Source organism: Acinetobacter sp. LoGeW2-3, assembly GCF_002688565.1.
In the GTDB taxonomy this organism is placed as follows: Bacteria; Pseudomonadota; Gammaproteobacteria; order Pseudomonadales; family Moraxellaceae; genus Acinetobacter.
In genome coordinates, this window is the sequence record NZ_CP024011.1 from 3,004,035 (window position 1) to 3,025,265 (window position 21,231).

General features: G+C 42.1%; 18 protein-coding genes. 6 read left to right on the forward strand and 12 right to left on the reverse strand.

Annotated elements, in window-relative coordinates; all coding sequences use genetic code 11:
* Positions 1–14 precede the first annotated feature (14 nt).
* Positions 15–1,082: a ferredoxin reductase gene (locus BS636_RS14575; protein WP_213064240.1), complete on the reverse strand. Its 1,068-nt coding sequence runs from the start codon at positions 1,080–1,082 to the stop codon at positions 15–17.
* 150 nt (positions 1,083–1,232) lie between these two features.
* Between BS636_RS14575 and fabR the strand changes: the two genes are divergently transcribed.
* Positions 1,233–1,913: an HTH-type transcriptional repressor FabR gene (gene fabR / locus BS636_RS14580; RefSeq protein ID WP_099339437.1), complete on the forward strand. Its 681-nt coding sequence runs from the start codon at positions 1,233–1,235 to the stop codon at positions 1,911–1,913.
* A 57-nt stretch (positions 1,914–1,970) separates the two neighbouring features.
* Here the strand turns inward: fabR and BS636_RS14585 are convergent, their stop codons facing one another.
* The 5 genes from BS636_RS14585 to BS636_RS14605 form a co-directional block, all read right to left on the reverse strand.
* Complete coding sequence (locus BS636_RS14585; protein WP_099339438.1) at positions 1,971–2,774, reverse strand: alpha/beta fold hydrolase; 804 nt, start codon at positions 2,772–2,774, stop codon at positions 1,971–1,973.
* A gap of 127 nt (positions 2,775–2,901) precedes the next feature.
* Positions 2,902–3,168 (reverse strand): PAAR domain-containing protein, encoded by a 267-nt coding sequence (locus BS636_RS14590; protein ID WP_099339439.1) that lies wholly within the window; start codon positions 3,166–3,168, stop codon positions 2,902–2,904.
* Between the two features lie 215 nt (positions 3,169–3,383).
* On the reverse strand, positions 3,384–6,221 hold the full coding sequence (gene rapA / locus BS636_RS14595; protein WP_099339440.1) for an RNA polymerase-associated protein RapA: 2,838 nt from the start codon (positions 6,219–6,221) through the stop codon (positions 3,384–3,386).
* A 142-nt stretch (positions 6,222–6,363) separates the two neighbouring features.
* Entirely contained in the window at positions 6,364–7,008 is a 645-nt protein-coding gene (locus tag BS636_RS14600; RefSeq protein WP_099339441.1) for an RluA family pseudouridine synthase, read from the reverse strand.
* A gap of 130 nt (positions 7,009–7,138) precedes the next feature.
* Complete coding sequence (locus BS636_RS14605) at positions 7,139–7,849, reverse strand: phosphopantetheine-binding protein (protein ID WP_099339442.1); 711 nt, start codon at positions 7,847–7,849, stop codon at positions 7,139–7,141.
* 115 nt (positions 7,850–7,964) lie between these two features.
* On the opposite strand from BS636_RS14605, the gene BS636_RS14610 reads away from it, so the two are divergent.
* Positions 7,965–8,768: a hypothetical protein gene (locus tag BS636_RS14610; RefSeq protein WP_099339443.1), complete on the forward strand. Its 804-nt coding sequence runs from the start codon at positions 7,965–7,967 to the stop codon at positions 8,766–8,768.
* 147 nt (positions 8,769–8,915) lie between these two features.
* On the opposite strand, the gene BS636_RS14615 is transcribed toward BS636_RS14610, so the two are convergent.
* The 4 genes from BS636_RS14615 to BS636_RS14635 form a co-directional block, all read right to left on the reverse strand.
* Positions 8,916–9,332, reverse strand: a complete 417-nt coding sequence (locus tag BS636_RS14615) for a GlcG/HbpS family heme-binding protein (protein ID WP_099339444.1) — start codon at positions 9,330–9,332, stop codon at positions 8,916–8,918.
* Between the two features lie 126 nt (positions 9,333–9,458).
* Entirely contained in the window at positions 9,459–10,760 is a 1,302-nt protein-coding gene (gene hemL, locus BS636_RS14620; protein ID WP_099339445.1) for a glutamate-1-semialdehyde 2,1-aminomutase, read from the reverse strand.
* Positions 10,761–10,793: 33 nt separating this feature from the next.
* On the reverse strand, positions 10,794–11,414 hold the full coding sequence (gene thiE, locus BS636_RS14625) for a thiamine phosphate synthase (RefSeq protein ID WP_099339446.1): 621 nt from the start codon (positions 11,412–11,414) through the stop codon (positions 10,794–10,796).
* A 506-nt stretch (positions 11,415–11,920) separates the two neighbouring features.
* On the reverse strand, positions 11,921–12,304 hold the full coding sequence (locus BS636_RS14635; protein WP_099339447.1) for a DUF962 domain-containing protein: 384 nt from the start codon (positions 12,302–12,304) through the stop codon (positions 11,921–11,923).
* 334 nt (positions 12,305–12,638) lie between these two features.
* Here BS636_RS14635 and BS636_RS14640 point away from each other — a divergent pair, with 334 nt between their 5' ends.
* On the forward strand, positions 12,639–14,096 hold the full coding sequence (locus BS636_RS14640) for an inorganic triphosphatase (RefSeq protein ID WP_099339448.1): 1,458 nt from the start codon (positions 12,639–12,641) through the stop codon (positions 14,094–14,096).
* A 226-nt stretch (positions 14,097–14,322) separates the two neighbouring features.
* Positions 14,323–15,780 (forward strand): CHAD domain-containing protein, encoded by a 1,458-nt coding sequence (locus tag BS636_RS14645; RefSeq protein ID WP_099339449.1) that lies wholly within the window; start codon positions 14,323–14,325, stop codon positions 15,778–15,780.
* Positions 15,781–15,792: 12 nt separating this feature from the next.
* Here the strand turns inward: BS636_RS14645 and BS636_RS14650 are convergent, their stop codons facing one another.
* A complete protein-coding gene (locus BS636_RS14650) occupies positions 15,793–16,425 on the reverse strand; it encodes a hypothetical protein (RefSeq protein ID WP_099339450.1) in 633 nt (210 codons plus the stop codon).
* Between the two features lie 110 nt (positions 16,426–16,535).
* Between BS636_RS14650 and BS636_RS14655 the strand changes: the two genes are divergently transcribed.
* Both BS636_RS14655 and BS636_RS14660 read left to right on the forward strand, forming a co-directional pair.
* The gene (locus BS636_RS14655) at positions 16,536–16,937 is read left to right on the forward strand and encodes a DUF3144 domain-containing protein (protein ID WP_099339451.1); all 402 of its coding nucleotides are present in this window, start codon (positions 16,536–16,538) and stop codon (positions 16,935–16,937) included.
* A gap of 122 nt (positions 16,938–17,059) precedes the next feature.
* Positions 17,060–18,121, forward strand: coding sequence for an amidohydrolase family protein (locus BS636_RS14660; protein ID WP_099339452.1), 1,062 nt, complete (start codon positions 17,060–17,062; stop codon positions 18,119–18,121).
* Between the two features lie 253 nt (positions 18,122–18,374).
* On the opposite strand, the gene BS636_RS14665 is transcribed toward BS636_RS14660, so the two are convergent.
* Positions 18,375–21,161, reverse strand: coding sequence for a M16 family metallopeptidase (locus BS636_RS14665; RefSeq protein WP_099339453.1), 2,787 nt, complete (start codon positions 21,159–21,161; stop codon positions 18,375–18,377).
* Positions 21,162–21,231: the final 70 nt, after the last annotated feature.

Here is a 21,231-nt window from a genome sequence, read left to right on the forward strand (position 1 = left end):
AGGAATCAACTCGCTTATAGGTCGATGACAAGGTCAGTCTGCGCTGAGTTCACACAAATTTTCAGGAGATTTCCTGGTTCTTTATTTTGTGCCCCATTGACTAAATTCTTGGTAGAACCTTCGACTTTATTGCAGGCACATTTATTACAAATGCCCATGCGGCAGCCGTGGTTCGGTTTAATATTTTGTTGTTCCAAACTCACCAGAATTGACTGGCCTTTTGGAATGCTAACTACTTTATTAGATTGCGTCAGCGTCACATTCACAAAGCCTGTTTCAGTGTTATCACCAAGGCTCATGCTGAAAGCTTCAGACTTAAATACTTTGGCATCAGCAAACAGGGTTTCTGCCTGAGCGACAAAGCCTGATGGACCGCAAGCATAAACTGTTGCCTGATCCATATTCTGAAGATCAGTCAGATGGCTTTGATTTAAACGTTCTGCCGCAGGTTGTTCCTGAGTTGCAAAAATCTGGAAACTAAAGTTTGGATGTTGTGCAGCCAATTCTTCAAAACGTGCTTTGAATGCTACATCTTGATAATGCTTCACCCAGTACAACAGTTGCACAGGCTGTTGACTCAACTTGCCAGTTTTACTCAAAGCTTCAAATAGACTTAGCATAGGTGTAATACCGCTACCCGCAGCCAGCAACAGCATTGGTGTCGCTTCAGCTGCTAAAGTCATATCACCGAATGGCAGACCAAATTCGATAATGTCACCGACTTGAGCCATATTTGCAGCCCAGTTACTCACCTTACCACCATCAACTTTCTTGATGGTAAGCAACACATGTTGTGAATCTAACTGTGTCAGACTATAACTACGCTCGTAACGAATACCATCTACCACAATATAAACTGGATGATGCTGGCCCGCTTCGCCAAATTTAAACAGGCGATTGACCTGAATTTTCAGGCTGACCATATCTTGGGCAGCATTTTCTTTATGCACAATCTTGCCCAATGGCTGGTTGAGAGACCAGAGTGGGTTCAATTTTTGCATCCAGAAATTAATCGCATGCTGATCAATTACGCTTTCTTTAAAGAAATCGATCGGCGATTTACGTTTTGCGAGTGCCTGCATCTTCATAGTAATCACGTTGGGTTTTGAATTATTATACACATGTATATATATTTGTATATACACTTGTATTGTTTCTATTCATTTCACAAGTTTGCTGCGCTTCGCTATAATGCTGAAATGCCTTATAACCCCATACATGACGAGTCTTCAATGAAAATAAGCAGTGACGCTTCCCTACTCGAAACAAAAAGCATTGATGAACCGATCATTGTACGTAGCGTGGGTCGGAAGGCGACGATTACCAAAGAAGAGCTGTTTCAGGCCGCACTAAATCTGATTGGTCCGCAAAAAAGTATTGCTTCTCTAAGCCTGCGCGAAGTGGCACGCGAAGCTGGCATTGCACCCAATAGCTTTTATCGTCACTTTAAAGATATTGATGAACTGGCAATTGAACTGATTGACCGTGCCGGTCTGGTGCTGCGTAAGATCCTGAATGAATCGCGCTTAAAAGCATCGAAACAGAACAGTATTATCCGTAGTTCTGTAGAAGTATTTATCGCTCAGCTGGATGCCGATGAAGGCAACCTGAGTTTACTGCTCCGTGAAGGTTATACCGGTTCACAATCCTATAAACAGGCGGTAGAACGTCAACTACAATATTTCCAGCAGGAACTTCAGGAAGATTTGGAACGTCTGGAAAGATTAAATAAAAGCCGCCTGCTCTATCCAGATATTGCCGCCAAAGCGATTACCCAGCTGGTATTCAACATGGGTGCTAAAGTGATTGATATGCCGGCTGACCAACGTCAGGAAATTGCTGAGCAGACCATGATCATGATCCGTATGATTTTGGAAGGTGCGCGTCATCTGGATCACTCACAGATTCGCTGATCTTAATTTTTTCAGGCCAAATAAAAGAGATGCATGTCACCTCTTTTTTATTGGATGTTATCCCAGTGTTTGCAGCTTGGCTTTGACAAACTCAGCTACTTTTTCTGGCTGTTCCAGTGGGAACATATGTCCACCTTCTAGAACCGAATAATCAATCTGATAAATTTTCTTCAATCCTTGTGGTAAACCTTGTTTATAGAACTGACTCTGCTCAGCAGTAATCAGATGTATTGGCACTGGTGGCGCTTTACGTGGGGTGCGCCACCACCAAGCGGGTACAGTACGGAAAATTTCTGCTTCCACCAATTTCGGAATTCGCAATGTCACTCCGCCGCGCTCTACATCCTCAACGATGCCACTGTCGATATAGTCCTGAAAACACTGCTCATCAAAGCTTTGGAACAGCCGGTTATTTCTTAAAGTGGCGACTGCATTCTCATGCGATGGCCAATGATCTTTGCGCTTTAAGGTCACACCTGCCGGGGTATAGCGATCGACACTTTTCAGATTGAGCTTTTTGATCACTTCGAAAATCGCGCTATTTTTCCCAATTACAAAAGGCGGATCCATAATGATCAGCTTGGAAAATAAAGTTGGCTTTTTATAGGCCACCATCATAGTGACCAAGCCACCAAAAGAATGCCCCAATCCAACCACAGGCTGTCCTGAAAATTGCTGTTCAATATCTGCAATCACTTCCTCGACCAGATAACGCCAGTCTTTGGTAATGGAATATTGTGGATTCATGCCGATTAAAGGAATACTTTTAACCGTATATTCATCCTGAAAGCAGTCCAAGAACTTGCGATAAGTCGCTGATGGAATGCCATTGGCGTGGGTAAAATGTAAGGCTGGCTTCATTCGTTTATATAGTTTTCAATCCATGATGTTTGCAAGCTTAACCTTAAAACATGACTAAAAATTAGAGCATAATCTTCATAAGCATGACCTTGAAGTCACTTTATCAACAATAATAAAAGCAGCTGAATTATTTTTGCGAAACCGTCAAATGCTGGTTAGGTAGAAACTGAGCACCACAACTGGCTTTGTCACCAGCGACAATCACGGCACGACCCAAAACAGTCGTAGATTGATCTTTGGCAATGGCAGTCACCATGCTATTACACTTAGGACAATAATGTTTCATGCCCTGCAAATGCACAGCGATGCCATTAATGAGTACAGAGTTTTCCGCTTCAGCAACCACACCACCATGTGAAGTTAGCGAGCCTAAAGTAATAAATGCTTGAGACATTATTTTGATTTCTTATTGTGATTTTGGTTTCATTTTAACCGAAGATGATTTTTAACAACAACTATTTACGATTGCTCATCTTTCCAGATAGATACGCTTATATTATGAAATCCGGGTCAATCAGAAAACTATTAATTATAGTGATCCAGAATGCTGGATAGAAAAATAACAGCAATAAAAAAGCAGCCCAAAGGCTGCTTTCCGTTTAAATCATTTTATGGCTTAACCACAACCATGACTTGGATTGCTTCTGGTGTTACAGACAAACCATCCAGCAAGCTTAAACCTTCTTTCTGCAGTTTTTGCAGACGAGAGATTTCATCTTCACGGATGCTTGGGTTGAACTGTTTCAGGTAAGTCAGGCGGTCAATTTCATATTGCCATTTGCTGCCATAGACTTCCTTCGCTTGTTCCTTGAATTGTGGCAAAGCAGCGCGAGCCAGTTCCAGCGCCTGTTGATAGCGTGCTTCAATCACTTCACGACGTGCTTTTACAACCTGACGGCAGCTGTTGCCATCCAGGTGATGCAAGTACGGTTTCAGGATTTCTGGTGCAATTTTTTGCGATAGATCCTGACCTTTTTCACTCAGCAATACACGAACCAGTTGCTGTGGCAAGCTTGAAGGTAAGTTCAATGCTTTTGGTGCAACCACATCTACTTTAAACCAAACTTCAAGTAACACCGAACCTTGTGGCAATGCAGCAGATTTCAATACCGCTACGTTGGTACTACCAAAGCCTTGAGTATTGATCATTTCCATTACAGATTCAGTAAATGGGTGTTCAAGCGTTAAGTATTGAGCATCTTCACGGATTTGTGCTTGGTCACGATAGAAAGTGGCTGTCATGCCTTCTTCATCAAGGGTTAAACCTTGAACCTGCATCTGGTCAGTCGGCTTGATGATTACCGTACCATTGCTTTGCTCATCAAAATCAATATTCGTCGACGCCATAAAGCGCTTCATGAACATTGGTAATGTGGTGTTATCGTCATAGTCTTCTAGAGCAGTCACAATTTCTTGAGCGACCATTGGACGGCAAGAGTTGTACTCGAGCAGACGGTCACGGCCTTCTTGCAGCTCTGCTTCCAGTGCCTGACGTTGTACAGTGACTTCTTCCAATAGATCTTCAAAAGCTTGACCTTTATCGGCAAGCAGGCAGTCTTTCAGTTCAACAATGAAGTTTTCTTGAAGTGTTTGCGCCGTTGGCGAAATATTGCTGAAAATATTCAGTGCTTCGTTATACCAACGGAACATACGCTCTTGCGCAGTACCCACCAGATAAGGCACATGAATCTGAATACGGTTTTCCTGACCAATACGGTCCAAACGACCAATACGTTGTTCAAGTACATCCGGGTTGGCTGGCAAGTCAAACAGAATCAGGTCAGAAGCGAACTGGAAGTTACGGCCCTCAGAACCAATTTCTGAACACAATAGAATTTGAGCACCATAAGACTCTTCAGCAAAATAAGCTGCTGCCTGGTCACGTTCCAGCAGGCTCATGCCTTCATGGAACATGGCAGTACGGATACCTGCATGCAGACGTAGTACATTTTCTAACGCTTCAACTACCGGACCACTACGTGCAATCAGCAACACTTTTTTATGTTTCAGATCGGTACGTAGCTTTTCCATTAACCACATGACACGTGGATCAGTTTCCATCCACGAGCCATCCAGCTGTGATTCTTCTGGCCACATTTGTTCACGTAATTTGCCATCTTTAGACCAGTTTTCAGGTGCTGGCAATGGTGCTGGCTGGCAATCACGACCCGGGAAGCCTTGAATTGCTTCACGGGTATTACGGAACAGAATACGACCCGTACCATGACGGTCTAAGAGTTCATGAATCGCACGGAAACGCTGTTCAGGTGTATCTTCAATTCGGTGACCCAGCAGACCTTCAAGCGCTGTCAAATGCCCTTCTTCAAGCGGCATGTCTGACATCAACACTTCAGCAATTTTTGCAGTCTGCTGATATTGCGCTTCTTCATCCAAGAAGCGGTCTAGTGAACTGAAACGTTGTGGGTCCAACAAACGCAGACGCGCAAAGTGTGATTCCACACCCAGCTGTTCAGGCGTAGCAGTTAATAGCAATACGCCTGGTGTTTTTTCAGATAATTCTTCAACCAGATCGTAACGGTCATTACCGCCTTCTTCCTCACTCCACATCAAGTGATGCGCTTCATCGACAACCAGAAGATCAAAGCCCGCTTCAAGCGCCTGCTCACGCAGATCTTCATGGTCAATCATCAAGTCGACAGAAGCAATGATACGTTGCTCAGTCAAGAATGGGTTTAAATCAGGATCGTGTTCTTTGATCGATGCAGTACGGGTCAAGTCAAACAGTGAGAATTCCAGATTGAAACGACGACGCATTTCAATCATCCACTGATATTGCAATGAATCTGGTACCAGAATCAAGATACGTTCAGAACGGCCAGTTTTCAGCTGTTGGTGAATGATCAAGCCAGCTTCAATGGTTTTACCCAGCCCCACTTCATCTGCCAGTAAGACACGCGGTGCAAAACGTTTACCGACTTCATGCGCGATATACAATTGGTGTGGAATCAGACCAACACGTGAGCCGACCAGACCACGTAATGGACTGCTTTGCATATTGGCTTGCATCAGCATGGCTTCAATACGCAGGTCATACCATTCTTTATAATCAATCTGACTAGCTAGCAAACGATCTAATGGTTTAGACAACTGAATGGTCGCACCAACACGGGTTTCATTCAGTGCTTTACGTTCTTCTGTACCATCATTGAGTGTACGTACAACTTGGTAACGCACTACACCGTTGCGATCTTCAAAAGATTCAACTGTCCAGGTATTGCCTTCCTGATCTTGCAGCTCATCATTTACATTGAAAATGATACGAGACAAAGGTGCATTGCTGCGCGCATAGACACGGGTTTCATCACTTTTTGGGAATAAAATGCTGACCGATCGCTCATCAACATCAATGAGAACCCCCAGACCGAGTTCTGTTTCAGTATCTGATAACCAACGTTGACCAATAGCAAACTGCTGCAATTTTTCCACCTTTATCTTAAGTACAAGACTGTAAAGATCATGCTCAAATACAACTCGTCATTTGAGCAAAATTTCACACCTTTAAGCAATATATTTTGACATAAAGCCCACCGAAAGTGGGCATGAATAACGACGATTAAACAAGTATTTCCTAGAATGGTGCCGGGCAGTAAAACTCGACTTTTTCTGCATTTTTAGGATGAATAAAACTAAGCTGCTCTGCATGCAGGCAAAGACGCGGCATCAGCTGTTGTTGTTCGGCTGTGGCATATAAGGTATCGCCAATAATTGGATGACCTAAATACTGCATGTGTACACGGAGTTGATGTGAACGTCCGGTAATTGGGGTCAGTTTGACGCGAGTGACTGGCTGCCCCTGAATTTCAAAATGTTCAATAGCCTGCCAATGTGTCAATGCCGGCTTGTTATGATTTGGTTCAGCAATATGCAGTGGCGGACGGCTCGGATCATAGATCACTGGCACATCAACTGTACCTTCGCCTTCTAATGTGCCTGCGACAATGGCATGATAAGTTTTATCAGTTTGGCGTTCTTGAAACTGGCGGGAAATAATTTTTTGTCCTTCACGGGTCAAGGCAAACACCAGAATTCCGGAAGTGTCCCGATCGAGACGATGAATAAGTAATGTTCTAGGTTCTAATTCTACTAATCTGTTGATGAGGCAATCTTGCAAATCTTCTGTTTTACCGGGAACCGTGAGTAAACCTGGTGGTTTATGAATGACCATAAAATCGTCATCACGATGTATCAGATGTTCGGTTAGAAAATTATTCAAGCTTCAATCCCTGGCTGATCGCGAAAAACAAGGCGGCAATAATAGAAAGCCTGGCACAGAATTACAATGTCGTTTTCTTTAATTACCGATGAAATTTCCGATTATATTAAGAAAATTGTCCAATTAGCGCTTATCGACCTGCCGACTGCATTACAAAACTGACCAGTTCTTCTAATGAAGGATGTTCATAGACATCTTCGTAACGTACATTGGCACCGTTGGCACGCCATACGCCGACTAGGCTCACTACGGCAACCGAGTCTAATCCATACTGTCTTAAATCTACATGCGGATCGATTTCTAGTGCATCCATATTCAGCTGTTCTGCCACAGCCAGCATGATGCCCTTGGTCGACAGCACATATTCTGTTGGCGCACTCAGGTTCCATAACCGGGTCAGACTATAGCTATTCATGTGATGCAAGCCTTGTGCCGAAATATTATCAATCCACTGAATATGCTGTTCCTGATTGGGTAGCAGAATCGCATCATCGATCACGCAGATTTGCTCAGTCACACTTTGTAAATGTGGCAGGATCTGTTTCAGCATCGGTGTAATCTGCCCAGCAAAGATCAGTTGTGGATGGGTTGAGGCATATTCACCGAGTTGCTGCATGCCTTGAATCAGGTCATTGCCATAGAGGTCGACAATTGGAATATCCAGTGCTTTGGCTTTATTGCTGATCTGGATCAGATGAGCCATCAGGTCACTGTCTTGTATGCCTGCCATCATCCTTAGATTTTGTAGCCCCACCAGTACCAGAACAGATTGAGTTGAGGATAGCTGCCATTTGGCTTGAGAAGGAGCAAACTGGATTTTTTTGGGCATTGGGTACAGCATGGGAGACTCTTATATTTAACACTCAGATTTTCAAATAATATTCTAAACCAGATTAAAGAGTATTGAATAAATTTCAGGTTCGACTAAGAAATTATTAAATAATCTTGTATGTTAAATGTTAAAAAACCTATTAACTCCTTTTAAAAAAAATAAACTTATCCAAACCAATTATAATTTAAACACAAAGAGAGAAATAAAAATGAGATATCAAAATACCATAAACCTATTTCAACAAAATATTTTTATTCAACAAGTGAATATTAATATAAATATTTACCCCATTATAAACACTATGCTTAAAGATTTAAATATAGCATTTAGTGAATTTAAGACAGCTTGTGAATTTTCAAATGAGGCGGAAGTACGAGAAAAAGCTTTAAGTGTATTAGCTAGATATCGAAGTATTTTAGACAATAAACGTGATTTTTATCAGGCTATTCCCAATAATTATATCCATATGAATAATTATAATGAATTAAATAAAAACCAACTATTACATTTGAGTTTTCTTGAAACTGGACTCATATTACTTTCCACTTTTTTGGATAATGCCGCAAAATTTGATAGTGAAAAGATAGCGGCAAGTCTATATACAAATATTATAGATCTTTATGAATACTCTTTCCCTAATACAATAAATAATCAATTTTGGTATAATTTAAAGCTATTTGAATTCTTATTAAGAGAAAATATTATTCACAACTGGAATATTTCAAGAATTAATTTCACATTTACAGAAGATCAGCTTGAAGATTTTTTCACAAAGAATAGAAAAACAATATTAAAGGATATTAGAAGTTTAAATAATATCTTCAATCCACTAGATAATTACGAAATTAATATTATTTTTCAAATGCATAAAAAAATAGAAAGCTTTAAAGAAAAATTCGAAAGTAAAAAATTAGTTACAGTTAATTGAATAACATTTCAAATGTTTAATATCACCCAAAACTGTAACGTTAGTTACATCTATGCATGTATGATATAAATTCAAAAAAATGCATCATACATGCATTTCAAAATTCATCTTAATTTTCTTAAAACATCTTAAATTTATTATTTTGATTTAGCTAAACTGCGTTAAAAACTTCTCAATCGCCACCTGTGCAATCTCAGCATCCTGAAAAGACTTCACTCCAGATACACCCATTGCTCCGACTAACTGACCTTGGTACAGAATCGGTTCACCACCTTCTAACATGCCAGAAAAAGTATCCATAGTCAGAAAGCCCATTTGACCGCCTTTAATAATATCTTCAAACAGCTTGGACGGACGGCGACTAATCGCAGAACAACGGGCTTTTTCTAGACACAAATTTGCCGTCATTGGTGAAGCGCCATCCATACGCTTCATCGCCAGCAAATTACCAGTTTCATCGACCACGGCGATACTGACATTAAAGCCCTGCTCTAACGCATATTCATAGGCCTGATTTAATAAAAACTCGGCATCACTCAATGTCAGATAATGTTTGGTTTTCATCAATATTTTTCCTAATTTTTAATATAAATCTCCCCCTAGCCCCCTCTTTTAAAAGAGGGGGAACTTAAATTTTTAAGCTTAAGATTTCCCTCCTTTTTCAAAGGAGGGCTAGGGAGGATTTAAAACTTAAGCTTTCATTTCTACAAAAGTTTCTTTGGCAGCCTGAATTGTGAATTCAATATCTTCATCACTGTGTGCAGCTGAGATAAAGCCTGCTTCAAATGCAGATGGAGCTAAGTTCACACCACGACTCAACATGCCATGGAAGAATTTCTTGAAGGCTTCAACATCACATTTCAACATTGAATCAAAGCTGGTGATGTCTTCTTGGTCCGTAAAGTACAGACCAAACATACCGCCCACTTGCTGAGTCTTGAATGGAATACCTGCTTCATCCGCAGCCGTTTGTAAACCTGCAAGGAGTTTTTCAAGTTGCGCTGTCAGTTTTTCATAAAAGCCTGGCTCACGCAGATGTTTAAACATCTCGATACCAGCACGCATCGCCAGTGGGTTACCTGACAAGGTACCTGCCTGATACACGTTACCTAGTGGCGCGATGCATTCCATCACTTCACGCTTACCGCCAAAGGCGCCGACTGGCAGCCCCGCACCAATAATTTTACCCAAAGTAGTTAAATCAGGAGTCACGCCATAATGTGCCTGAGCACCACCTAGACCGACACGGAAACCTGTCATCACTTCATCAATGATGAAGACTGAACCATGTTCGTCACAGACATCACGTATTGCTTGCAAGAAACCATCAATCGGTTTCACCAGATTCATGTTACCTGCAACCGGTTCAACAATGACACCTGCAATTTCAGAGCCAAACTTGGCAAAGCATTCTTTTAAAGTCGCAATGTCGTTATATGGAAGGGTTAAAGTATGTTTGGCAAAATCAGCAGGTACACCCGCAGAAGTCGCTTCGCCCTCACCTTTGGTTAAAAGGCCTGAACCTGCTTTTACCAGTAGCGAGTCCGAATGACCATGGTAGCAACCTTCAAATTTCACGATCTTGTCACGGCCAGTATAACCACGTGCCAGACGGATCGCGGTCATAGTTGCTTCAGTACCCGAGTTGGTCATACGCACCAATTCAATGGATGGCATGATGTCGCAGATGATATCTGCTAAAGTGGTTTCATGAACTGTTGGCGCGCCAAAGCTTAAACCGTCTACTGCTGCATCCTGCACAGCTTTAATAATTGCAGGATGTGCATGTCCCAGAATCATTGGTCCCCATGAACCGACATAGTCCACATAGCGTTTGCCATCTACATCGTACAGATAAGCACCTTGTGCTTTCTCGATAAAGACTGGCGTACCACCCACACCGTTAAAAGCACGTACAGGTGAATTTACACCGCCCGGAATATGTTTATTGGCTTGTTTAAATAGTTGTTCTTGCTTTGGAGATAAACTCATGAGAATCACTCAACTCAAAAAATAAAATAAAAATTAAGCTTGTTCAGCAAATAGTTCCGACCAGTCATACACACGTTGACCGACAGTCGACATTGAGCGACCCAATACATCACTAATGACCGCACAAAGATCAGCGCCGGCTTCAATGACTTCTTTACTGTTTTCAACTGTCAAACCACCAATGGCACAGATTGGCACATTCAATTTTTCTTTAGCGAGTTTCAAGGTTTCTAAACCAATATTACCTGCTTCTGGCTTGGTATCAGTCGCATAGATCGCACCAAATGCCACATAGTTAGCACCATCAGCAATGGCTTGCTCTGCCAATTCCAGTGAGTTATTACAACTGCGACCAATCAATACATTCTTAGGCAAACGTTCAACCGCTTCCTGAATTGAGCCATCATCCTGCCCCAAATGCACGCCTACGCCATATTTTACTGCAGTTTCCAAATCGTCATTAATCACAAATGGAACTTTGTACTGTTCACACATTTGTTTCATATATTCGATTTCGTAAGCCTGATCTTCTTTCGCTACTTTTTTACGGCGATACTGAAGTACTGCAACTTCATAAGTCGCCATTGCACCTTCAAGTTTTGCCAGGAGAAGTTCAATAGGATCATTATTGGTAATTAAATATAAACCGCGCATGACTGCCGCCATTCAAAATACATACACTATTATAGGCATAACCAGCACTATGATGACACCATGCAAGTCTATATAACCCCACATTTCAGTAATTAAATACAATGAATAGAATCGGTAAATAAGCATTTCATTTAACCTGCAAAATCCCTTATTTAAGGATAGCGAAAACTCGATATTTGGGCTTAGATCAGCCAGACAAAAATACTTATGAGTTGTGTATCGCTCAATTGACGCACTTTATCAATAGACTGAATTTCAGAACTCAGCTTTTGTGCAGAAATTAGAAGATGTCAGGTAATTTCAGATTGGAGGATTTTGAACATAAAAAAAGCCCGGAGAAGGTCACTCCAGGCATGGAAAACTGTGTAATTCTTGGCGCTGTATCTTTTGGCAAAAGCTTACCGTGAGACAACGCCTTAATTATTAGAACATTAACTCTAAGCTTGCAAGCGTTTTCATGTAATTCTCGTGACCCGTGGATACAATTTTTTATTTTTTAACCCGTCTCAGCTTGGGGCCTTGTCCTGATCACGACTGATCAGGCTGATATTGCCACGTAGAACATCAGCAAACATACGCCAATCCGAGATAAAACTGTATAGCGGCTGCTTAAAGCTGGCAGGCTTGTTTTTCTCAAAAATAAAGTGTCCGATCCAGGCGCAGGCATAGCCCGATGCCAGACCATACAAAAAATATTTAGGTTTACGCTGAATAATCGCCTTGCTAAAGAAGTATAGCCCGATACTGCTCCCTGCCACATGCAGACGGCGACTCATAATATTGCGGTGTTCAGTCAGATAAAATCGATAGAATTCATGATAATCACGGATCGGCATCGGCTGGCTGACTGCTGGTGTTAGATCCGCTTGAGGTTCTACTTGTGCATTCATGACATCATCCTGATATTTTTAATTTTACATTAGCGCATTATTTAAACATTTAAAAGCGCGATCTATTACAGCGATTTTTCCATGCTAATTCAGCTTTTCCCTGAATCTAGCATGCTTTCAACTGTTTAGGCAGCTATAAATTTCATTAACTTAAACAGGTTCATGATTTTTTCAGCCCGGTCAAGTCTTACTAAAAAAATGATTTTAGTTACAATCTTCGACTTAAAAATTAAAAACATGATTGCTGCGTGTATGCGCTCAATTCCACAACATATTCAAAGCATCATCAAATCTGTCTATTACTTTTATAGACGGTACAAACAGGACATTTATCATGGTTGAAGTTGAACTTAAATTTCAGATTCCTGCAGCGCGCCGTAATGCGCTGTTAAAGGCACTTGATCCGAAGAAATCCGAACAGATTCAACTGCAAGCCAAATATTATGATACTGAAGATCGCCTGTTGTCTAAAAATGGCGTAGCCCTGCGTCAGCGTCTAGAAGATACACGTTGGGTACAAACTCTGAAAGCAGCGAGTAAAAGCCATATTGAACGCTTTGAACATAATCATGACTTAGGTGAACTAGAGCAGGCACCTGAACTGGATCTAAATATTTATGCCACTGCGCCTGAAGCACAACAGATTTTAAATCATGCACTGGGCAATCAGATCAGTCAGCTCAAGCTACAGTTTGAAACGGATATCTCCCGTACCCTGCGCGTGATTGAATATGAAGGTACTGAAATTGAAGTTGCCCTCGATATCGGTGCAATCCGTACCCTAGAGGCTGAGCAAGAAGTCCATGAAGTTGAATTCGAACTAAAAAGTGGTTCGGTTGAACAGTTACTGGCGTTTAGCTTTGAATGGGTCAAGAAATATCAACTATGGCTCGATGTACGCAGTAAGGCAGAAATCGGCAATCTGCTGGCAACACAGCAAAAAGTTAGCCCTGCTGTACAAGCCAAAGAATTTCAGCTCAGCAAAAAAGATAGTGCTGCTAAAGCTCTATGTAGTCTAATTGCCCAGCAGATGCAACATTTACTGCCAAATATTGCAGCGATCTCAGCACAAGTCGCTGAACAGGATCATATCGATCAGGCGCAGCAGGCACTGGATCATCTATATTTAAGTGTTTTGCTATTTAAGAACTGGCACTCCGGCATTTCAGATAAATGGGCGCATCAGCTGGAAACTTTTAAAAAGCAGTTTGAACATTTGCAGCATTTACAGCATATGCAAAGTACATTGGCCGCTTTCCTGCAGAATCCGACTACGGCGGAAAACCTGAGTAAAGACATTCTGTATGCCAAGGAAAAACTGGGCAATCTAGTGAAGTCAACGCAAAATGTGCATCACTATCTGGAATTACTCATCTTTAGCCTAACTGATGATGCTAAAAATACACAAGATTTAAGAACCGCAGCTCAAGCAACTTTGCAGCAGCAGTATAAAACGCTACAAGAACAAATGAACCAGACTGAAATTCATGATTTTGAGCAACTGGATTTACTTGCGATTCGTATTCAGGAATTGAAGTTCAGCTTCCCGATTCTAACCTCAATTTATGATGTGAAAAATCTGCAGAAATACAGTAAAGCGTTGAATGATGCGCAACTGGCAGCAGCTGAATATCAAACCCTAGCCTCCTCTGCGGTATATATTCAACAGACTGAGCTAGAAGCTAGTGACTGGTTTGTATTAGGTTGGCTGACTGCTAAACAGGAAGTCTATGCACAGCGCCTGTTAGAAGCCACTGAACAGTTCCTGGTCAGCCGTAAACTGATTAAATAGATCGACTACTGATTATCCAGATAATTTAAAAATGCCTGAGCACCTGCTTGGGCATTTTTTATAATTACAGTTTTGAAATTTACTGCAATCAGAGTCTTATCTACCCGCTTAAGACCTGTTAAAGAATACTCACCGAATCACAACAAATAGGCAGCCGTTTTCCCCATCGTCATTGTGCCTGTATATAAGCTATAGTCAGTGATAGAGCTTTATGAGGAATGCTGTGATGTCGGAAATAGAATTCAAGTTTCAGGTCCCCTCGCACATGCATGCACAACTGCAACAGGATTTTGCTGGTCTGACCCTTGTGCGCGATAATCTCTGGGCTCGGTATTTTGATACGGCTAACTTACAGCTACGGGAATATGGCATTGCCTTACGACAGCGTCTGGAAAATGACATCTGGCTACAAACCCTTAAAGCTCCCGGTAAACAGCCTTTTGAGCGTCTAGAACTGGAATATGAATTAGGCAAAGAACAACCTGAGCAGTGTGACCTCAAATACTATAAAGATCATCCTGAAGTCAGCGAACTGCTCAAAGAAGCATTAGGTTCACTGAAAGTCCCTTTAAACCTGCAATTCGAAACCGAAGTACAGCGTTCTATTCATATAGAAAACTATAAAAACAGCGTGATTGAAATTGCTTTTGATCAGGGCGAAATCCGGCATGGCACAGAATTTACTACCATTTATGAGCTAGAATTTGAACTCAAACAAGGAAAACTGAATGAGCTGATCGAATTTGTACGACCCTGGATTCAACGCTATGAGTTGTGGCTGGACAGCCGTAGCAAATCAGACCGCGGCTTTGCCCTAGTAGAAGGCAGCAGCATTCCCCCTGTTCAGCATCAACTTCCGCTCGAGTTGAGTGAAGACGATAACCTGTATACTATGCTGCAAAAAATTATTAGAAATACTTTGCAGCATCTCCTTCCTAACGCGACGGCACTGTCTACTGAACATTATGACAGTGAACATATCCATCAGGCTCGGGTTGCCATTCGGCGTTTGCGTAGTGCCTTACGCTTTTTTGATGTTGATGAGCTGGAGCTTCCTCCTGTCTGGGCTGAACAGTTGACTGAGCTTTTCCAGCAACTCGGTGCGGCACGTGATCGGGATGCTTTAGCAGAAAGTTTATTGCCACAGCTTGAAGCTGCCGGATCACCGATCCTGACTTTACCACCGGCAACAGAAGACACTATTGAAGTAGCACAATTATTCCGAGAACCAGAAACCAATTACCTGCTGCTTGATTTACTACGTTTCAGTCAGGCTGAACCTAAACAGATCGCGACAGATATTCGCGTGCTGTATAAGCGCCTGACCAAACTACACAAGCAGATCTGTGCCGATGCTGAACAGTTTTGTGAGCTAGAAATTGAAGACCAGCATCGTACTCGTAAGCGAGTAAAGCGTTTACGCTATAACGTCGAATTTTTGCAAAGCCTGTTTCCAGCTAAACAGGTGAAAAGCTATCTCAAGGCTTTAAAACCACTCCAGGAAAGCTTAGGGCAATATAATGACCTGCATGTCGCAGAAAACCTGTATCAGCCTTATGTGAAACGAAAACCTAAAGCCTGGTTTGTGCTCGGCTGGCTCCGTGCTGAACAACAACGACTACAAAAGGAAATTCAGACAGAGCTAAAAGACTTTGCCCAAGTGCAGCCTTTCTGGAAGAAATAGAGCGGTAAATACTTAACGATATTTGCCGTAAACTTTCCAGGTGTTGTTATCGGCAAGCGGATTGTTATAACTGTCACTGCGCTGTTTACGTGGTTTATCCCGTGCATCGACCAGTTCAAAATGCTGCTCTACGCTGAGCACAATCCCATTCACATAGAATCGTGTCCGGGTATATTCGCTTTGTCCGTGCTGGAACACATAGGTACGTAAATCGATAAATTCCCGATGCGCGACCAAAGCTGCGGTTTCATCGCTGTCTAACCAACGTTGCATGGCCTGAATCTGCTCTGGCTCAAACTGGCCGCATTTTTCAATCAAGCTGGCAATGCCACGAAAGGTTTTCGATTCCTTGGCGCGGGTTTTGTTAATCCGGATCCGATCCACATGGAAATAAAATAATGGAAGGTTCAGGTGACTCGGCAGATGGATGGCATCCAGCACTTCATCCTCCATAAAAGGTTGGAACAGATCCTGCGCCCTTTCAATCAGGCCAGTCCATTGACGATAATATTCTTCTACCTGTGACTTGCTACCATAGTAAATTGGCAACCCTTCGACATTGGCCAGATTTACCGGTGGCCAGATATTTTGACGTAATAAAGCAATGTCACTTTTCAGGCTTTGTACCGCAATTGCATCTTGCATGGGAATCACATTTTTATGCTTAGGCTATTTTTAGATTAAGGCAAAGGTTTAGTTTCTGCAAGGCTTTGCCTATAATGAGTCGATTAAGATTTTAGTGTCAGGAAAAATTCATGGTTCAAAAGATTGAAGCGACCGATGTAACCGAAGAAGAAGCGTTAAATGCTGCATTCTTTGAACGTGCTGATGAATTTATCAAGCAAGCTAATGAGTTTAGCCGTGTAGAAAAAGGCTCTCAGGAGAATCCGGCAGAAAAGCGTGGTCAAGTCAGCGCTGCTATGCTGTTTGGTACTGCCCGTTTTAATACCTGGGTAGCAGCCAACAATTTCAAAGATGGCAATGAAATGCGTGATGCCAAAGATCAGGTCATGTCTTATATTCTTCAGCAGTTCCAAATGATGCTAGAAGATAACTATGACGAATACTGCGATCAATTTGAAAACTACTTACGTTTCCGCCATAACGAAGAGTTCCATGCCAACAAGCATAAACATGATCACGACCACGATCATTAATGCTCAGCCCTTCGGGGCTTTTTTTATGCCTAACATTTTTAGCTAAACTTTCTGCATTGACGCCCCGCTTATTTTGCTTTTATATAACTGTAAAAATTATTCCAATAAAAACAAGGAAGGTCATGCAGCTGAATTTCCCCATCATCGACCCACATATCCATCAATGGGATCCCTATCACACCCCTCATGCGGCTGCACTGGCAGTCAAACTGTTTGGTAAACATCCTCGCCTGCTGGATCGTATGGTACGCCTGCTGAATCCCAAGCCAGTCATTGAGACGATAGGTCTGACTGAACACATTACTGCGCCTTATCTACCTGCCAATTATCAGCAAGATATCGGTGATTATCAGGTTGAACAGCTGGTACATATTGAAGCCAGCTGGCATGAACACAAAGGTACAGGTGTGGTGAATGAAACCCGATTTGTAGCCAACTTACCCTTTCAGGAGCATGGTCTGGAACTGGGTGCAATTGTGGCAACAGCAGATCCACGCAGGAAAGATTTTAAAAAGTTGCTGCAACTGCATCAGGAAGCATCACCCAAATTTCGCGGTATCCGTAAAATGGCATCCTTCCATCCGGATAAAGGGATCCATGCCTGGGCTGATGAACCGCATCTATATCTCAATAAAAAATTCCTAAAAGGCTTTGAACATCTAGCCAAAGCCGGGCTCAGTTTTGATGCCTGGGTTTATTCCACCCAGATTGCTGACGTGATTCATCTCGCCAAAACCTTTCCAGAAACGCCGATTGTGCTGGATCACCTCGGTACGCCTGTCGGAATCTTTGGCAAGGTTGGCAAAGGTACTGGCAAGACGGCACAAGAAAGACAACAAATTCTGGAAAACTGGCAAGCAGATCTGGCGAAACTGGCAGAATGCCCAAATGTCATGACTAAAATCTCCGCATTATTTATGCCGGTTCTAGGTCATAATTTTCATAAGCAGCGACAATTAGCTTCCAAAGCTGAACTGATTGAATATGCGACTCCTCTGATTCAGCATGCACTAAAATGCTTTGGGACAAATCGCAGCATGTTTGCTTCTAATTTCCCCATGGACCGGGTCAGTGCAAATCTGGTCGATATTATTGATGCATTTAGCGATATCGTGCATGGTTATGATGAAAATGCCTTAAAGCCTGTGTTCTATGACAATGCTAAAACATTTTATCGATTATAAAGCAGAGCTATTCCATACTTTAGATTCATCATGTCAGTTTCAGTCAAAAAAATGGATGTGTGGTTTTGATTGAGTGTCTATATATTCTTTTTTTTTAATCTATGGATGGCAGCCTCAACTCGCAGTACTTGCTGGCATCCTCGGTGGTCTTAGCTTTAGCTATCGAGCAACTTAAATGATTATTTTTAATTGAAAAAGAATAAAAAAATCCTGCTTTTAGGGAGGATTTTTTTATATCGTCACTTTTACAGGTTTATTTTTTGGCTAATGTAGCCTGATTCACTGGCTTCCCGTATTGATCTGCCATCACTTCTACCAGTTGATCAGCATTCAGATACTTCTGAATCACTACGTCAATATCTGCTTTGGTCAAAGCTGCCACCGCGCGGTCACGCTTCTGGCGATAATTCAGGTCACGGTTTCGTTCCAGTTGAGGAACCAACATGCTATGAATACGGCGGTCATCTTCCAGTGAAGTCACTCGTTTTTTTAGAATACTAGCTTTAGCAGCTTCAACTTCCTGTGCAGTGACGCCTTTGCTGCGTAGCTCAGCAATGACCTTACGTATAGAATCCGATACTTGAGCAGATCGTCCTGCAGTATAGTTTGCGCCAAAGGCCAAGGCACCAGCATTATCCCATTCAGCGAAATCTACATTAGCACTGAAGCCATAAACCAAGGCATTCTTTTCACGTAATTCCTGGGCTAAACGTGAAGACAGTTGTGATTCACCTAAAATGTGTCTTAACACTAAAAGGGCCGGTACATCCGGATGATCCGCCCCCACTGGAATTGAAATAGCGGCTACATAGCTACCAAACTCACGCTGTTCTGATAATGCATGTACCTTTTCAGCAGTACGCGCAACATATTGAGACTCTAGGCGTGCATAAGGCTCACTGCTATTCCAACTTTCAAATTCCTGCTTAATCAGTGCCTGCATTACTTTTGGTTTAAAGTCACCAGTCACTGCAACTCGGGCATGATGAGTTTTAAAGAAACGCTGATATAGCTGCTGAACCTGTTCACGTGTCGCTGCCTGAATCTGCTGTTTGGACAAGTCAGGTTCAAAGTGATAACGCAAATCACCCGGTTCATAACGCTCTAACAGTCGCGCAAAGGTCAGACCGGTCACCGTATCCGGTTCAGTATAAGGACGATCCAGACTGGATAAGGATTGAGACTTGATCAGGTCAAACTGGCTCTGCTCGAAAGTTGGATTTTTCAGTACATCCAGAATGTATTTGAAATACTCTTCAAAATGTTCTTTCTTGGCTGAAATCGAAATATTTAGACCATTGCCTGATGCACTGACATTCGCCGAGCCACTCACTTCAATGGTCTTATCTGAAATCTGTTGCAGGCTCTGAGTTTCAGAGGCACGCATAATTAGATAAGCCATCAAATCCAGCAATTCACCCTTATGCTTGAGTGTTTCAGCTGTACCGAAATCTAAGGCAATGGTGGAGTAAACTTTATCGTCTCGAGTCTGGGTTGGAAATAACGCATATTGGATGCCATTATTCAGCTTGCCGCGTTGGATCTGCTTTTCTTTGCTAGTGAGCAGCTTTTTAGACTCCTTCACATATTGCTTCACTTCAGCCTGATAAACAGAAACATCTTTTAATGGCTCTTCAGTGATAGCCTGCTGATCCAAGGTCGGTTTAGCTTCTGCAAGCTGCTCTTGTTGTTTGGCTTTTTTCTGATCTTCAGGAGTCGGTACAATATTGCCCTGAATGCGATATTCCGCCTTGAAGAAATCTTTATAGATATTATTAGCATCAGCCACAGTCAGGTTTTGAATCTCATTCAAATCCCTAAAATATTTGGTCCAGTCTCCATTCGATGATGCAATATAATCACTCAAGCGTGAACCTAAAGCTGCTGCATTATTTTTAATATTTTCAGCTGCATTGCGGGTCATATTTTTGACACGATTTAGCTCAGTTTCATTAAAGCCTTTGCCCTGCTCGACACCGGTTTGCAACGCCTGTTCGACCTTTTTCGCATCATGATTCGGCGCATAGACCGCCCCCATGAACACCATATTCATGTCTTTATCCAGCCAGGTGGCAGACTGCACAGCTGTCGCAGTTCCTTGCTCCACAACCCCCTGATACAGATGCCCGCTCGGTTGCAAGGTATACAACGTTGGTGTTACTGACAAAGCAGTTTGCTTAGGTACTTCTGAACGGTTCAGATAAATATTAAATTTGGCAAAATCACTACCCTTGGCTACGGTAAACTGACGCTGTTTAATTTGTTCAGGACGTAACTCCGGCACTTTAGGCTGCTCTGGTACTGGGCGTGCCTTGATCGGACTAAAATGCTGGTCGATATATTTTAGCACCTGTTTCTTATCGAACTTGCCTGAAATCACCATGTAGGCATTATTTGGCGCATACCAGGTCCGGTAGAACTGATTCAGTTCCTGCATATTGATCGATTGCAGCTCGTTTAAATCGCCAATTGGCAAACGGCCAAGATGCTGGTTACCATAAGCTGATTTAAAGATCTGGTCCATCAGCACTGAAAATGGCTGATCCAGACGAATTTCACGTTCACGTTTAACGATATCAATTTCGGTCGGTACATATTTTTCTTGTAGTACCAGCTTGTCCATACGTTCTGCTTCTAGCTGAATCACCGCAGCCAGTGCAGTGCTTTCAGGACGAACCAGATTGGTATATTTAGTGGAGTAATAATCTGTACTGGCATTCGATGAGAGTGTGTACTGATCCAGACGGCGCTGGAATTCATCACCTTTAATATTTTCAGTGCCTTTAAAAGCCAAATGTTCTAATAAGTGCGCTAGGCCGCCTTTACCCTGCGGATCATTCAATGAACCGGTAAAATATACCGTGTTCATAAAAGTCTTATTTTCTTTATCATTCGGTGCAAGAACAATTCTTAAACCATTATCCAGTTTATATTCTTCAATATTTTGTTCTGTTTTTACCAAGACCGGTTGAGCAAAACTGAGCGTCGCTGCGCCCATTAAAAACATGGAAAGTGTTAATTTTTTAATACGTAGTGACATTCTGGATCCAGCAAATTTAAACATGAACTTTCTTATTCAGTGAACATCATAGAGAATGATTCACTTGTTG